Origin of the sequence: Clostridium gasigenes (assembly GCF_017348895.1) — a bacterium.
GTDB lineage: Bacteria > Bacillota > Clostridia > Clostridiales > Clostridiaceae > Clostridium > Clostridium gasigenes.
In genome coordinates, this window is the sequence record NZ_CP071376.1 from 466627 (window position 1) to 484146 (window position 17520).

The window sequence follows — 17520 nt, forward strand, 5'->3', positions numbered from 1 at the left end:
CCTATTTTTTATCATTGAGAATATTATTTATTTCATCAAAATTATGCGCTGTTAAAACTAAAATATCTCCCGCCATTATTTTTGTACACCCTTTTGGTATTACAACATCACTATTACGCTTTATCATAACAACTAATATCTCTTCTGGTATGTCTGCATCCATAATAGTTTTATTTGCCCATTCACTTTTCTCATTAATAATAACTTCCATAAGTCTATTTGCTTCCTCGCCTTCATAGTCATTAAATGTTTTTAGAACTGGTGAATCATTATCAACAAGATCTAGCTTCTGCGCAACCTTTGGTAATAATGTTCCTTGTACTGCAACAGAAAATAATGCTATAAAAAATATTATATGAAATATATCATTATCTATTGGTGCTCCATCTGTAACTGCATAAATTGCAAAAACTATGGAAGCCGCGCCTCTAAGTCCAACCCATGATATAAATAATTTTTCCTTAACTGGTACTTTAAAAAAGCTAAGGATACTAAAGGTTGCAGCTGGTCTTGCAATTATGATCATAAATAATGATATTGATATTCCTTTAAATGCAACACTAGGTATTTGTGATGGAAATGCTAATAATCCTAACATGAAAAATAATGTTATTTGCATAATCCATGATATACCATCAAAGAAATGTATTAAACTCTTCTTATGTGGAATTTTACAGTTTCCAATTATAATCCCAGCTAAGTACACACTTAAATACCCATTACCTCCAAAATACTCACTTACTGCATAAGAAAGTACTGCTATTGCTGCAACAAAAATTATATAGAACCCTTCTATTTCAAAATTCACACGTCTCAATAAATAAGTAGTTAACTTACCTAACAACACTCCTGTTATTATTCCAATTGAAATTTGGCTTATAAGAAGTGGTAATATTAAACCAGCACCACCACCAACTATTAATTGTAATATAATAACTGTAAGCATATACGCAATTGGATCATTACTTCCACTCTCAATTTCTAATATTGAAGCTAGTGATCCTTTTAAATTAAGCTTTTGTGATCTTAAAATTGCGAATACAGCTGCTGCATCTGTGGAAGCAACTATAGACCCTATAAGTAAACCTTCTAATAAAGTTGTTTTAAAAACAAAAAAACAAAAAAGTCCTGTAAGTGTCGCTGTAATAATAACACCTACTGTAGACATCATTACAGATTGTAGTGCAACTGGTTTAGCCATTTTCCAGTTTGTACTAAACCCGCCAAAAAACATTATAAATACTAATGCAAATGAACATATATCTTTTGTTAGTTCATAATTGTTAAAATATATTCCAACAATTCCATCTGAACCAAATAACATTCCTAATACAATAAATATTAATAATATTGGAACTCCAAACTTATATAGTAATTTTGTAGAAGTTATACATATCAACAATATCAATGCACAAATAATCATTATTTCTATCAATTTAATCACCTCTAAAATTTATTTTTTCTTTTGTAAAATGGCTTATATCACCTGAATACTATTACTGATAGTATTAGTATTATGTTTTTGTATCCTAAACTATACATTTTCTAATGTTTTTAAAGTATCTAATGCTATAAAATTTATTCCTGTTAAAGAATTTATTGCTTCTACAAACTAGAAAATTATACTAGTTACATTCTTAATTACCTTTGAATCATCAACTTCTCCATCATTATATATAATAATCATCTTTTACGTTCTTGATAAATATTCTTAGCTATTTCAGGCAACTTTTCTGCTAACATTTTAACTATCACAGCTTCACCATATTGTTTTAATAACAACTATAAACTTATCTTGTGACACGTTTTAATACTATCCCTACTTACATTATAACATTTTTCATATTATTTATTACAATAAAATAAAAAAGAAGCTATACCTATATAGATATAACTTCTTTAAATTCATATTTTTCGAAATAATTAATCACTATTCAAATCTAGTTTTTTCATATTCCTAGATTATAAATATTATCTTTTTCCTGAATCAAATGCTTCTCCAGCAGCTTTCGGTGCCTGAGATGATTTTGAGAATATTATCAATGCTATTAATGTTAACACATAAGGGAATGTTTTTAATAACACTGGTGGTATTGATCCAAGTGATGGGATTACTTGTGACACATTTGCTATTGTAGTTGCAAACCCAAAGAAGAATGTTGTTGCTAATATTCCTACTGGTTTCCATTGTCCAAATATTAATGCCGCAAGAGCTAAGAATCCAAGACCTGCAACGCTCCCATTAAATTCTCCTGAATAAGTAACTAGAATTATTCCGCCTCCAAGCCCTGCAAGAGCTCCTGAAATCATAACTCCAGCATATCTCATTCTATAAACATTTATTCCTGCTGAATCCGCAGCTTGAGGATTTTCTCCGCAAGCTCTAAGTCTTAACCCAAATTTTGTTTTATAAAGAATTAATATACTTATTAAAAGTATCCCAAGTACTAACCAAGTACTTGAATAAGTCTTTGTGAAAAATAGATCTCCTATTACAGGGATATCTGATAACACGGGAATATCCTTTTGAGCGAAACCTCTCATTATTCTTATATTACCACTTCCTGTAATACTCCTTGCAAGGAATATAGTAAATGCACCAGCAATCATATTTATTGCTGTACCACTTATAATTTGATTTGCATTTAAGTTAATACTTGCAAATGCATGTAATAATGAGAATAACATTCCAACTATTACAGCTGCTAATAACCCAAGCCATATAGCCAAATTTCCAAACTCTGAAGCTGGTAATTTATCTTGCAGATTAAGTATAGTATAGGCTGCTGCAAAAGATCCAACTACCATTAGTCCTTCAAGTCCTACATTTACAATACCACTTCTTTCACAATAAAGTGCTCCTAGTGCTACTATTAGTAAAGGAATTGTATATCCTACTGCATATGGAAATATTTGTTGTATTATATTCCACATATTAAATCTCCCCCTTGCTTTCCGCAGCTATTTTATCTTTTTTTCTTTTTGTAATATTTAAGCCACCATTTTTCTTTGGTTTATTATTAATATATTTTTTTATGAATTTATCCATAATTACACTTGTAGCTGCAAAATAAATTATAACAGCCATTATTGTATCTGCTATTTCTGGCGGAACACTTGTCATTGCACTCATAAATCCCTTTCCAGCATATAAAAGTCCAAAGAATAATGCTGCAAAGAAAACTCCAACTGGTCCATTAGCTCCAAGTAATGAAACCGCAATACCATCAAATCCTTGAGTTGGCATAATACCAATTTGCAGTATATTTGCATTTCCTGCATATTGAACAACACCAGCAAGCCCTGCAAGTCCTCCTGAAATCATCATTGAAATTACTATGTTACGTTTTACTGGCATACCTGCATATTCAGCAGCATGTCTATTGAATCCAACTGCCTTTAATTCATATCCAAGCACTGTTTTTTCTAATATAAATAAAACTACTACTACTGCTATAATAGCCACTATAAATCCTAAATTTATAAATGACCCATTAAACATGTCTGTAAGCCAAGGCGTTCTAAGTGACGCTGCATCTGGCAGTGGTCTTGATTCTGTTTCTAAAAAAGTCCCCTTGAAGTATGCTGGTATAGTATAATAAACTACCCAATATGCTATCCAATTCATCATTATTGTAGAAACAACTTCATTAACATTAAATTTAGCTTTTAATATTCCTGGGATCCCAGCTGCTATTGCTCCCCCTAAAAAACCAACTAAAATCATAGTTATTAAAAGTAGTGGTTTTGGCAGATCGACACTTAATCCTACTGCTGTTGCACTTAATCCTCCAAATAACATTTGTCCTGCTGCCCCAATATTAAATAATCCTGTTCTAAAAGCAAAGGCAACAGATAATCCTGTTAATATAATTGGTGTAGCCATAGCTATTGTGTTCCCTATTCTTTCTATATTAAGTGTTCCACCTTGAACTAAATAATTATATGCTTCAATAGGATTTTGACCCATACCTAACATTAACAATCCACCAAATACTAGTCCTAATAAAACTGCAAGAATGGACTTTAAACCATTATTTTTCATCAGTTTTCTCCTCCTTCTTTACGCCAGCCATCATTAGCCCTATTTCATTTTCATTTGTTTCTTTTGCATTAACAATACCTATAAGTTCTCCATTATTAACTACCGCTATTCTATCTGATACATTTAATATTTCATCTAATTCTAGTGATACTAGTAAAACTGCTTTACCCTTATCTCTTTGTTCAATTAATCTTTTATGAATATATTCTATAGAACCAACATCTAACCCTCTAGTAGGTTGAACTGCAATTAATAACTCTGGATTTAAAATAACTTCTCTTCCTATAATTGCTTTTTGTTGATTTCCCCCTGATAATGTTCTTGCAATTGATGCTCCACCTTCGCCTGATCTTACATCAAATGTTTCTATAATTTTATCTGAATGCTCTTTTATAGCCTTCTTATTTAAAAGTCCTTTATTTGAAAATGGCTTATGATTATATACTTCTAGAACCATATTTTCTTCTATAGTATAATCTAAAACCAAACCTCTCTTATGACGATCTTCTGGAATATGTGAAATTCCCTTATTTATTCTTGAACGAACAGATATCTTAGTAATATCATCACCGACGTAATTTACTTTACCAGATTCAATCTTCCTCATACCTGTAATCGATTCCACTAATTCGCTTTGCCCATTTCCTTCAACCCCAGCAATACCCATGATTTCTCCTGCACGTATTTCTAGTGAAAAATCTTTTACTCCAAGAACCTTTTTGTTATTCATAACATTAAGATTTTCAATTTCCATTACAATATTTCCTGGTGTACAATCTTTCTTATCAACTTTAAATGAAACATCTCTACCAACCATCATTTTAGCCATTTCAGCTTGACTTGTTTCTGCTACATCAACAGTTCCAATATACTTTCCTCTACGGATTGCAGTACATCTATCTGCTACAGCCTTTATTTCTTTTAGCTTATGTGTAATTATAATAATTGATTTACCTTCTTTAACAAGGTCCTTCATTATTTTCATTAATTCTTTTATCTCATTAGGTGTTAAGACTGCTGTTGGTTCATCAAAAATTAATACTTCTGCATCTCTATATAGCATTTTAAGAATTTCTACACGTTGTTGCATACCAACAGAAATATCCTCTATTTTAGCATACGGATCTACATTTAATCCATAACGTTTAGATAATTCTCCTATTTTCTTAGCTGCCTTTTCCGTATCAACACAAAGACCAAGCCACTTTTTAGGTTCTAAACCTAATATAATATTTTCAGTTACTGTAAAATTACTAACTAATTTAAAATGTTGATGAACCATTCCTATTCCAAGCTCATTTGCAACATTTGGATTACTAATTTGAACTTCTTTTCCTCTTACTTTAATAATTCCAACTTCTGGATTATACATTCCAAAAAGAATTCCCATTAGTGTAGACTTACCTGCACCGTTTTCACCAAGTAATGCATGAATTTCGCCTTTTCTTAATTGAAGTGTAATATTATCATTTGCTACTATCCCTGGAAATTCTTTACGGATATTAAGCATTTCTACTACATATTCCATCTAAACTCCTCCTTAATGTATATTCACGGGAAATTTCTTATATTTCCCAACTTACTCTTTAAAAAAAAATACGGAAGAACTGTATTTTACAACAGCCTCCCTAAATAGATGGTACACTTATTATTGTAATATCTATTAAATATTTACTTGTTTGAAAAAATCATATTAAATTATCTTTCTAAGTTACCTTTTTCATTTGATACTTTAATTTCTCCAGCCTTAAGTTTTTCTACTACTTCTTTAACTTTTGTAGTTGTTGCTTCAGAAAGATTTGGATTCTTTTCTGGGATTCCAACTCCATCATTCTTTATATCATATATTACAGTTTCTCCACCTGGGAATTCACCTTTAGTTTCTTTTACTACCATATCATAAGTTGCTTTGTCTATTTTCTTCATTGCTGAAGTTAATATAACTGATTTTTCGCCTTCATATATACCATGAGTATATTGATCAACGTCAACTCCGATAACCCAAGCTACTTTACCACTTGCAACTCTTGATTTAGCTTCATTTATAGCTCCAACTCCAACTCCACCTGCAGAACAGAATATAGCTTTTACGCCTCTGTCATACATAGTTGCAGCAAGTTGTTGTCCTGCTGGTACATCTGAAAACGTACCTTGATATACTATGTTTTCTTTTGTTAATTCCATTTTAGTTCCTAAGTTTTGATTAGCGTAAGCAACACCTTGTTGGAATCCCCAGTTAAACTTTTGTACTGGTGGAATTTCCATACCGCCGATAAATCCTAATTTTCCTTCTTTCATTTCAATTGCAGTTGCAATTCCAGCTATGAAACCTGATTGTTCTTCTGCAAAGAATATTGCAACTGAATTAGATCCAACGCTAGGTTGTGATTCTAAAGTTTCTTTTGGTGCTCCATCTAATAAAACAAATTTAGCATCTTTATATTTTCCTTGTGATTCAAAAATAGCTGTTTCAAATTTGTATCCTGGTGTAACTATTAATTTAAAACCAGCATCATACATATCTTTAATTTTAACCATATAATCTGCATGTGTTTCACCATCTGGTTGTAAATATTTATTCTTTAATTTTAAATCTTTTGTTACGTTTTGCACGCCTGTCCAAGTACCTTCATTGAATGATTTATCATCAATAGTTCCTGAATCAGTAACCATACCTACTTTTAAGTCTGCTGCTGCTTTCTCCCCACTACCACAACCAACTAATCCGGTTACCATAAGTGCAGATAATACTAATGCGATTGTTTTTTTTCTCATTTTTATTCCCCCTATTATTTTTTAAACCTTTTTAAGTAAACGTTATAATGACTTTATGAATTTATTATATATTATAAATTCTATAATTTCAACAATTTTATAAAATATTTAATTTTCCAATTTTTTTACCAATATATATCTTCTTAATCCACCATATTTTATCTTATCTTTTTTTATTTCATATCCTAATTTTTTAAATGTATTTACACTAAATTCATTATATGGTGATGCTGTAGCACATATTACGGAGTCGCCTTCTTCTCTTGCTATTTCTTCTAGTGTCTCACAAATTATCTTTTGAAGTCTATTTCCTCTATATTCCTCTCTTACTACAGTTGATTCTATTTGCCCTACTTTTAAAAGTTCTTCACCTTCTAATTCTATATCATATCCGTAATTTCCTTTAGCATAGCCTTTTTTTGCATATACACCCATAGCTATTAATTCATCTTCTTCTGTAATATATCCTATTATCTTGCCAAAGATATTTATATAATCTATGAATTCTTCTTTATCTGTAGCTGCATATAACCTTTTATCCTTGAGGTTTTCTAAAATAATATTTTGAATCTCCATTATTTTATCTATATATGTTATATCTAAGTTCTTTAATTGTACATTTATTATCTTCCCATCTTTTCTTTTTAGTTTCAATATTTTATTCATAGTTCTCTCCTTACCATCCTTTAAATAATTATGCTTTTCGAAAAAAATAACACGCCAATAATCTAGACTATCTTTCACATTACTAAATCATTTTTCTTGATCTCCACTTTCCAGATTTCCATCGTAAGTGGAATATGACAGCTCTTATACATTCATCTGCCATCATAGCAATCCAAACTCCTTGCAACCCCCATCCAAATAATACTCCAAATATATAAGAAAATAATGTAGCTATTGCCCACATAGATGAAATACCTACAAAAATAGGATATTTAATATCTCCGGCAGCCTGCATTCCTCTTATAAGAACCAGGTTAAATGTTCTTCCAACTTCTAATACAATATCTATAAACAATACTGCCTTTCCAAGTTTTAAAATTTCTGGGTTAGAAGTAAATACTCCAAGTAATTGATTACTAAATATAAATACTAAAGTAGCAACACTCAATGTTATTATGTTTGCCGGTTTCAAAGTTTCTAATACTTTTTTATATGCTTCATCTTCTTCATTTGCACCTATAAGATATCCAACTCTAATTTGATTAGCTTGGGATACTGCTGATGCATATAAATATGAAAACCAAGTTATTATACTTATGTATGATCTAGCAGTGATAACAGTTATGCCCATAGTATTCACAAATGTTAATATTACCATTTGTGAAGCATTATATGATATAGCTTCTCCGCCTGCTGGTACTCCAATACGCATTAATCTTTTAAATATATCTCTTGGGAATGGGAATAAATATTTTAAAGATACATGTCCTTTTATTTTTTTCTTGAAAATATAAATAATAATTATAACTCCAATTAATCTACTTACTACACTAGATATTGCAACTCCTGCTATACCTAATTTAGGTAATCCCAAATAACCATTTAACAATACTAAGTTACCTATAATATTAAGTATATTTACAATAGCTGAAATATACATACCCTGTTTCATAAATCCGTTACTTCTAAAAATTGCAGAATAAGTCATAAATATTCCTTGAAGAAATACCCCTCCACCTATAATATTCATATAAATTTTAGCATCACTTAATAATTCATCCGGTAATTTTATCAAAGTAAAAATAGCATCATTAAATAGAAATAATATAAGACCTATTACAATACTAAATATTAAATTTGAAAATACTGCCACTGAATATACTTCTGAAACTCTCCTTTGATTATTTGATCCTAAATATTGTGCAACTAATATGGTAGTTGCCATTGTTACAACACTAAACGTTATTAATAATACACTCATTATTTGATTTACATTACCTATAGCTGCTACAGAATCTTCTGAAACTCTGCTTATCATAAGTTGATCAACATTATTTACAAGCATTTGTAATACAAGTTCTATAAATATTGGCCATGTTAGTATAAATAATGATGTTTTTTTATTTATAGTAGCACTCACTGTTTATCCTCCTCATTTTATTCATAAAAATGTAGTTATCTTAAATAAAATTTAAGATAACTACATTAGAATAATAATTTAATTTTTTTCATTAGTTTTTAATATTCTATAAGATTAATGGCTATTTACATTTATGTCAATAGTCATTAATTACTCTGACTTCTGCCTACCTACTCTATTCGTTACCTTATCTTCTTTACAACATAAGCTGATATTGGTGGAACCTTAACTAATCCACCTCTTATTTCACTTATAATATCTGTGCCTGCTTTTATATCATTTACTAATACGCCAAAGTATCCTTCCTCAATTTTCACTTCTACTTCTTTATTATTAGCATTATATATAACTATTAAGTTTTCATCGCCTTTAATCTTAAAGGCTACTACTGAATCTTCATTGAAATCTTTTCCCTTTTGTAAGAATGTTAATTTTCCCTTAATGTCCTTTGCAGATTCTATCCTAAATTCTTTATAAGCTTTTCTTAATTGTATTAATCCAGTGTAGTAATTAAATACTTCTATATATTCTTTCTTTCTATTCCAATCTAGCTTATTTACTAAATCAGATGATTTATAGCTATTTTCTTCAAAGGTTCCATCTTCCCTTACTTTTGATCTTAGGAATTCTTCCCCCGCATGTAAGAATGGTATTCCTTGTGAAGTTAATACTATTGCTGCGGATAGCATATTCATTTTTATTAATTTCTCTTCACTTACATCTCCTGATGAAACTTGCAATTTATCCCACAGCGTATAGTTATCGTGAGCTGAATCATAATTTATTGTTTGATAAGGCTCATTTGCCCAATGCTTATCTGAATATAGTACATTTTTATAATCTATTTCATTATGATCTATAGTTGCTACTACTCCAGCCTTTATTGTTTCTTCTTGATTTTTCCCACCATTTACGAAACCCTGTACTTCTGCTTCAAATACATCTCCCTTTATAGCATCTCTCACATCATCACTAAAACATGCAATTTGCATATCATCGTATTTAATTGTATTAATTTTAAAAGCTGCTTCTTCCTTAGGAAGTGGACTTGCTCCACCAGTCCATCCTTCTCCATACATAATTATTGATGAATCAATTTTATCCAATTCTCTTCTTATTTCTTTCATAGTTTCTAAATCATGTATTCCCATCAAATCAAATCTGAATCCATCAATGTGATACTCTCGGGCCCAGTATTTTACTGAATCTATCATATATCTTCTAAACATTGATCTTTCAGAAGCTGTTTCATTTCCACAAGCTGAAGCATCTGAAAATTCTCCACTTTCATCTACTCTATGATAATAAAATGGCACTGCTAAGTTTAAGCAATTTGTTTTAGTATCAAATGTATGATTATATACAACATCCATTACTACTCTTATACCAGCTTCATGAAGCTTTAATATAGCTTGCTTAAACTCTGTTATTCTCACATTTCCATTTAAAGGATTTGTAGAATAAGATCCTTCTAAAGCATTATAATTTTGTGGATCATAACCCCAATTAAATTGTTTTGTATTTATATCTGCTTCATTTACTGTTTTATAATCAAATATTGGTAACAGATGCAGATGCGTAATTCCTAGTTCCTTTAAATGATCTAGTGTAGTTTTTATATTTGTTCCTGGTAATGTTGTTCCTTCTTGAACTAACCCTAAATATTTACCTTTTTGATTTTCCTCAACACCTGAATTTTCATCTATTGAAAAATCTCTTATATGCAATTCATAAAGTATTGCCTCAGTTGGAGATAAGAATTTTGGCTTTTTGTCTAGCATCCACTTTTCAGGATTTGTAGATTCTAAATCTACAACCATAGATTTTTCTCCATTTACTCCTACTGCTTTCGCATATGGGTCTACTACAACATTCTCATTCTCATAAACTTTAACTGAATAGTTATAGAAAACATCTTTTAAATCTCCCCTTAAACTTAAACTCCATTCTCCTCTTTCACCCTTTTTCATATCAAATGTTTCAACATTATCTTTATTATATATTAACAAATTAACATTACTTGCTGTTGGTGCCCATATAATAAATCTTGTACCTTTTTTTGCATAAACAGTTCCAAGACTTCCCTCATAATGATATTTTTCCTTAAACTCTTTTGTAGAAAATATATTTCCCATGGTAGCTACTTTCTCTTCTTTACCTATGCAAATCTTATATTCAATAGCTATATCAAACTTTTCATAAAATACTATTTTCCCAATTCCATTATCATAATCAATAATATACTTTTTATCTTCTATTATTTGATTATTTGCTTTTATAACTACACTATAGTTTATTGCCTTCTCTACCTTAAATGTCATTTCATTAAATGTATCTATCTTATAATATTTAATGATGTTATTCATATACCCATCTCCCATATTCTTCAATTCTCCTTATACCTATAAATGTTATTTTTAAAATATGCCTTAATCTACAAATAGTTTAGTGTGAACTTTATTTAATTTATCTATATTCCCAAGTACATCTTCATAATATACTCTTATTATTTCACCTACACTCCAAGCCTGTGTATAACATCCTCTTCCATGATGTGGAGCTTCTCCATCAAATATTTCTGCTATTCCACAAAGACATTGATCTTGTATATGACTTTCCATATCCTTTAAACAATTATCAACAAATTCTACAGATTCTTTTGAATAATCATTTACTTTGCAATAAGCTGTTAAGAAACCACCTAGTGGGAATCCCCATACTGTTCCTTGATGATATGCCATATCTCTTTCAAATAACTTTCCTATATACATAGGTTTATAATCTTCATGATTTCTACTTAAGCTTCTTAATCCATATGGTGTATATAATTCTTTATACACAGTATTTACTACAGCTTTTTCCTTTTCTCTATCTAATATAGAGAAAGGTAATGACACTGCCCATATTTGATTTGGTCTTATTGAAGCGTCACTTTCATTATCACTTACTACATCATATAAACATTTATCCTTTTCATTCCAGAATTTATTTTCAAATGAATTCTTAACCTTAATAGCTAATTCTTCATATTCATTGCCTTCTGAATCTCCAAATTTATTTGCAAGTAATGATGTAATCTTTAATGCATTATACCAAAGGGCATTAATTTCTACTGGCTTACCATGTCTTGGAGTAACAACTATATCATTTACTCTTACATCCATCCATGTTACTTGATCTAAACCATCTCCTGCCCAAATTAGATAATCATCTTTCATTCCAATTGAAAAATCTGTACCTTTTTTATAACTATCTATTATTTTCTTAATTGTAGGATATATTTCATCCTTTATAAATGTTACTGATTCTTCTGAATCACTATATAATAAGTAATCATAAATTCCCTTTACATACCATAATGAAGCATCTACTGTATTATATAATGGTTCTTGGCCAAAATCTGGGAACATATTTGGAATCAATCCATTTTTTTCATATAAACTAAAGCTTTTCAATATATCCTTTGCATCCTCTAACCTGTTAGTTGACATTGTTAAACCAGTAATTGCTATCATAGTATCTCTTCCCCAATCTAAAAACCAAGGGTACCCTGCAAGTATAGTTTTACTATTTATAGAATCTCTATCAACTATAAAATTATCTGCTCCTAAGGGTAAATACTTTGCTATTGGTCTATCATCATTAAAGGTATTTTTAAGTTTTTCTATTCTTATCTCCTCTTCCTCTACAATCTCTTCTATATTAGTAGGAATTTCTTTTTCAATTGTAGCTATAAAGTATACAGTTTTTTCTGTATCTTCATTAAATTCAATTTCAATACTGCCAGGAATATAATATTGCTCTATACATTTATCTCCAGAGGTAATATCCACATCATAAAATACATAATCAGTAAATATTTCTTCTTCATTTTTAGTTTCTCCAGATGTAGCAAATAGATTAATTCTAATATCTTTTTTTGTTTTTGGGATTAATTTAAAACCTTTTTCAGTTATAGTTTTTTCAAAAGTTAAATTATCTAAGCTACTACATTCTCCTGGGTTTCTAAAAGATACAAAAGGTGTTAGCTTTAATATTCCCTCTTGTCCATTTCCTTTTATCTTATATTCTATTATTGCAGTATTTTTACCATATTGAAGAAATACTCTTTTTTGTATATCTACACCACAGGCTAAATATCTATATGTTGGTATTCCCTCATGGGTGAAACTTTGAAGATTTTTAAAACCTTCAATTGTTTCACCTATATATTTTGTTGATGTTAATGGATATAATTTGTTATTTAAAATCAAAGTTTCTTCAACCTTTGGCAAAACCATATATCTTTCATCTGGTGATTTTATAGCTGCTATTAATAATCCGTGATACTTTCTGCTATTAGCTCCTATTATTGTTGAACCTGAAAAACCACTTCTGCCGTTAGTAAGTATCCATTCCTTTTCTATTCCTCTATCATAGCTACTAAAGCTATTTTTACTAAATCTCATAATCCAATCCCTCCCTAATGTATATTATGAATATACAAATAAATAACTAGTCAGTATCCTTGCCTTTGACTAGTTATTTATTTTACAATCCCTTAATTTATATTTTATGATTTATTTTTCGTACTTCTCCATTACTTAATATTGCTGTTATTTCAAGTTCCTTAATAGTAGTTTTTCCTTCTACAACTGTTTCTACTTTTAAATCATTTCCAACAGATTTTATTTCAATACTTAAATTATCAGCTTTCAAAGTTTTATAATCTTTACTTATTCCATCATCATCATATAAGTTATAATTTGCTTTTTCATTTACAAATGCAATAACTTTAAGTTTTTCATTATTTAATGATTCTACGCTCTTTGCAGTCTTTCCTAAAGGAAGCATCTTATCTTTCTTTACAAAAATTGCAAATTCATCTAAATTTGCTTCAAAATAATGATGACCCTTTGGCATAACTTCAAATTCCATTTCATCTATATTTTTTATTTTTACCATTAACATTTCCTCTGGCAAATAAACATATCTTCCTTTTGAATTTTGTTTATATATAGGTGCAAGCATTAATGAATCACCCATTAATAGTTGATCTTCAACAGTTCTTGATGTTGAATCACTATATTTAAATCCTAATGGTTCAAACATCATATCATCATTTAATGTTGCTTTCATAAATTCACTATATATATATGGTACTAAAGCATATCTTAAATCTATAAGGTTTTTTACTGATTTTTCAGTTCCTAAATCATATGCAAAAGGTTCTTGATTTCTAGTTCCCATAGCTGAATGATTTCTTAGTAATGGTGTAAATATACTCCATTGCATCCATCTTGTTAATAAATCTGGAGTGCAGTTACCACCAAAACCGCCTGTATCTGCACCAGTGTACATGTATCCACACATATTTAAGTTTGGCATCATTTTCACATTCATCTCCAAATGTTCCCATAATGATGTGTTATCACCAGTCCATATACCCCCATATCTATGAGCTCCTATAGCTGATGCTCTTGAGAATAATAAAAACCTCTTATTTTCATCTATTTTTTCTAAGCCTTCTGCTGCAGACTTTGTCATATTGTAACCATATAAGTTATGAATATCATTATGCTTAACTTTTTTCCCATCTACATTATGATAGAAGCTATTATAATCATTATTACTATTACTTAAACCAAGTATTGTATCCTTCAATTCAAAGAAACTATATATATCAAGATTCTTGCCTTTATATCCTTCTATTTTGTCAAAAGCTTTTTTCAATCCTTGCTCTGAATAGAATATTGCTGGCTCATTCATATCATTCCAGAAACCTTCAATTCCTTTATCTACAAGGAATTTATATTTACTTCCAAACCATAATCTTGCATCTTTATCTAAGAAATCTGGAAAGTGTACTTGTCCTGGCCACACTGCTGCTACAAAAGGTTTTCCATCTTCATCTTTGCAATAATGTCCTTTTTCAATTCCCTCTTCATAAATCTCATAGCCTTTTTCTATTTTGCATCCTGCATCTATAATTGGAATTAGTTTAATTCCATCTTCCTTCATATCCGCTACTAACTTATCAAAGTTTGGAAAGGATTCCTTATTTAATGTGAAGTTTTTGAATCTTTCCATATAATCGATATCTAAATAAATACAATCAATTGGAATTTCCTTATCTCTAAAGTTTTTTGCAAGTTCACGAACTTCGTCTTCATCCTTATAACTCCATCTACTTTGTTGATATCCAAATGCCCATTTTGGTGGAACATAGCTTTGTCCAATTAATTTTCTAAAACTCTTAGTTATTTCACTTTCAGTATCTCCATTTATTATATAAAGATTATACTCTCCATCTACTACTGTTATTTTTAATTCTCCAAGGTTTGTGTACCCTATATCAAATACTACTTTGCTAGGACAATCTACATATATACCTAGTTTTTCTTTTCCACTTATTAATATAAAATTATGTGCCCCATAAAGAGATCTTTTATCTTGAGCATGGTTTGGATCATCACTACAATAGCTTTCAAATATCCAACCTCTTTTATTTATACCTCTAACATTTTCTCCTAGTCCATAAACTATATCCTCATCTTCTAACTTTACTATAAGGCTCTTATCTTCTATTTCTACTTTTGTTAATTTAGTAATATCTTCACTTTTTATATTCTTAACCACTGCATGGCAATTTATTGGATTACCAACTGTAAATCTTTTTATATTCATTAATATCCCCTACCTTTAATATTATTTTTGAACTGCAACTATTATTTTTCTATGGATATTTCCAACTAATTTCTACTCATTAATTCTATGTCTATTTTATCTTTAATATTTTAAAGCTCATTTGCTCTATCTCAATATTCCCATTAACAGTTATTTCCTTTCCATTGTATAAGTCATAAATTGTACCTTCTAAATTTAGTGATATATTATTTAAATTTGTATCATTATTTATTATTACAATTATTTTTTCATTCTCTAAGTTTCTTTCAAAAATTAAAATTTTGTCATTACTTCCTATATCTCTATAATTTCCATGAATTAGAGTTTTATTTTCTTTTCTTATTCTAGCTAAATTTTTATAATGATTTAACATCTCTATATTTTGATTATTAGCATTCCAGGGTATACATTTTCTACACTGCGGATCCTCACCACCATTTACTCCAACTTCATCTCCATAATAAATATATGGAAGTCCTAAATAAGTAAATTGGAATACTGATGCTAATATCATTCTATTTATATCATCATCACATTCAGTTAAAAATCTGTGAGTATCATGGCTTCCTATTAGATTCCATAATTGCTTAGATATACTTTCCATATAAATATATCTATTTATAGCTAAGATATCGTTTAACTCTTTAGCATTAATTTTTCTTTTTGCAAAAAAATCTATCATTGCATGTTTAAATGGATAGTTCATTATTGAGTCTAGTTGCTCTCCCCTTAGGTACGAAACTGATTCATGCATTATTTCTCCTACTAAGACAGCTTCTTTCTTCACCTCTTTAATTCCAATTCTCATTTCTCTCCAGAATTGGTGATCTACCTCATCACAAACATCAAATCTCCATCCATCAATATCAGTTTCTCTTATCCAATACTCTGCCACATCAATAAAATACTTTTTAACTTCTGTATTTGCAGTATTTAATTTTGGCATATTTGCTACTTTATTTGCAAAAGTATAATAGTTTATATCTTTTATACTTACTGGTAAATTATCTATGTGATACCAATCAACATACTGTGACTTTTCTTGTTTCTCTAATAAATCCTTAAAGGCAAAGAAGCCACTACCTGTATGATTAAATACCCCATCTAAAATAACCTTAATATTATTCTCATGACAAGTTCTAACTAGTTCCTTTAAGGTTTCAATATCTCCAAAGCTTTCATCTATCATATAATAGTCATCAATGTTATATTTATGATTACTTGGAGATTTAAAAATAGGTGTTAAATATAATAACGTTATTCCTAATTCTCTTAAATAATCTATCTTATTTATTATTCCTCTTAAATCTCCCCCAAATAATGCTCTATGATCTACAGTACCACCCCATTGTTTAACATTTCTAGGATTTATGCTTTCATCTCCATTACAAAATCTATCAGGAAATATTTGATATACAATAGATTCTTGTAACCATTTACTTTCATCATAAATATCTACTTCGCCTATATATGCATATTGAAATGCTACAATTTCCTGTTCTTCTTCAGTCTTTATCTTAATTCCTCTTTCATCATAATAATAAATTTTTCCATTATTATCTGTTATTTCAAAATAGTATCTATATCTATTTCTAAATATGCTAACATCTATACTATAGATCTCAAACAAATGGTTTTCCTCAAATAAATTCATTTTCACTGCTTTATAAGAACTTTCAAAATCATATCTGCATCTGTAATATAAATTACATTTCTTTATATCATCTTTCGCTACTCTTAATAAAATTCTTAACTCGGCCTTATTTAAAGCATATGCATATGGTACGTCTGGTATATGATAAACTGCATGATTATTCATAGTATCCTCCTAATTTAAACACATAATTTTTATCAATAACTTTAATGTTTATATAATATATTTTTTAAATGACTAGTCACATTCTGGTATATTATTTTTTTAAAATCGTATTATTTTTCTAAATTTCAC

General features: G+C 29.4%; 11 protein-coding genes. All 11 read right to left on the minus strand.

The window, feature by feature from the left end; translation table 11 throughout:
- Position 1: 1 nt before the first annotated feature.
- The 11 genes from J1C67_RS02275 to J1C67_RS02325 all read right to left on the minus strand — a co-directional run bounded on the left by J1C67_RS02275 (position 2) and on the right by J1C67_RS02325 (position 17391).
- Positions 2-1435 (minus strand): potassium/proton antiporter, encoded by a 1434-nt coding sequence (locus tag J1C67_RS02275; RefSeq protein WP_167865641.1) that lies wholly within the window; start codon positions 1433-1435, stop codon positions 2-4.
- 536 nt (positions 1436-1971) lie between these two features.
- Positions 1972-2934 carry an ABC transporter permease gene (locus tag J1C67_RS02280; protein ID WP_167865642.1) on the minus strand — a complete coding sequence of 321 codons (963 nt, stop codon included), beginning with the start codon at positions 2932-2934 and terminating at the stop codon, positions 1972-1974.
- 1 nt (position 2935) lies between these two features.
- Positions 2936-4048 (minus strand): ABC transporter permease, encoded by a 1113-nt coding sequence (locus J1C67_RS02285; protein WP_423738883.1) that lies wholly within the window; start codon positions 4046-4048, stop codon positions 2936-2938.
- The gene (locus tag J1C67_RS02290; RefSeq protein ID WP_167865644.1) at positions 4035-5573 is read right to left on the minus strand and encodes an ABC transporter ATP-binding protein; all 1539 of its coding nucleotides are present in this window, start codon (positions 5571-5573) and stop codon (positions 4035-4037) included. Before J1C67_RS02290 ends, J1C67_RS02285 begins: the two co-directional genes overlap by 14 nt.
- Positions 5574-5743: 170 nt before the next feature.
- Positions 5744-6820, minus strand: a complete 1077-nt coding sequence (locus J1C67_RS02295) for a BMP family lipoprotein (RefSeq protein ID WP_167865645.1) — start codon at positions 6818-6820, stop codon at positions 5744-5746.
- Between the two features lie 108 nt (positions 6821-6928).
- Complete coding sequence (locus tag J1C67_RS02300; protein ID WP_167865646.1) at positions 6929-7486, minus strand: GNAT family N-acetyltransferase; 558 nt, start codon at positions 7484-7486, stop codon at positions 6929-6931.
- An 82-nt stretch (positions 7487-7568) separates the two neighbouring features.
- Positions 7569-8906: an MATE family efflux transporter gene (locus J1C67_RS02305; RefSeq protein ID WP_244980264.1), complete on the minus strand. Its 1338-nt coding sequence runs from the start codon at positions 8904-8906 to the stop codon at positions 7569-7571.
- A gap of 182 nt (positions 8907-9088) precedes the next feature.
- Positions 9089-11041, minus strand: coding sequence for a type I pullulanase (gene pulA, locus J1C67_RS02310; RefSeq protein WP_167865825.1), 1953 nt, complete (start codon positions 11039-11041; stop codon positions 9089-9091).
- A 294-nt stretch (positions 11042-11335) separates the two neighbouring features.
- Complete coding sequence (locus J1C67_RS02315; protein WP_167865647.1) at positions 11336-13354, minus strand: amylo-alpha-1,6-glucosidase; 2019 nt, start codon at positions 13352-13354, stop codon at positions 11336-11338.
- Positions 13355-13451: 97 nt separating this feature from the next.
- Complete coding sequence (locus J1C67_RS02320) at positions 13452-15572, minus strand: glycoside hydrolase family 31 protein (RefSeq protein ID WP_167865648.1); 2121 nt, start codon at positions 15570-15572, stop codon at positions 13452-13454.
- Positions 15573-15663: 91 nt separating this feature from the next.
- Positions 15664-17391, minus strand: coding sequence for a glycoside hydrolase family 13 protein (locus J1C67_RS02325; protein WP_167865649.1), 1728 nt, complete (start codon positions 17389-17391; stop codon positions 15664-15666).
- Between the last annotated feature and the right edge of the window lie 129 nt (positions 17392-17520).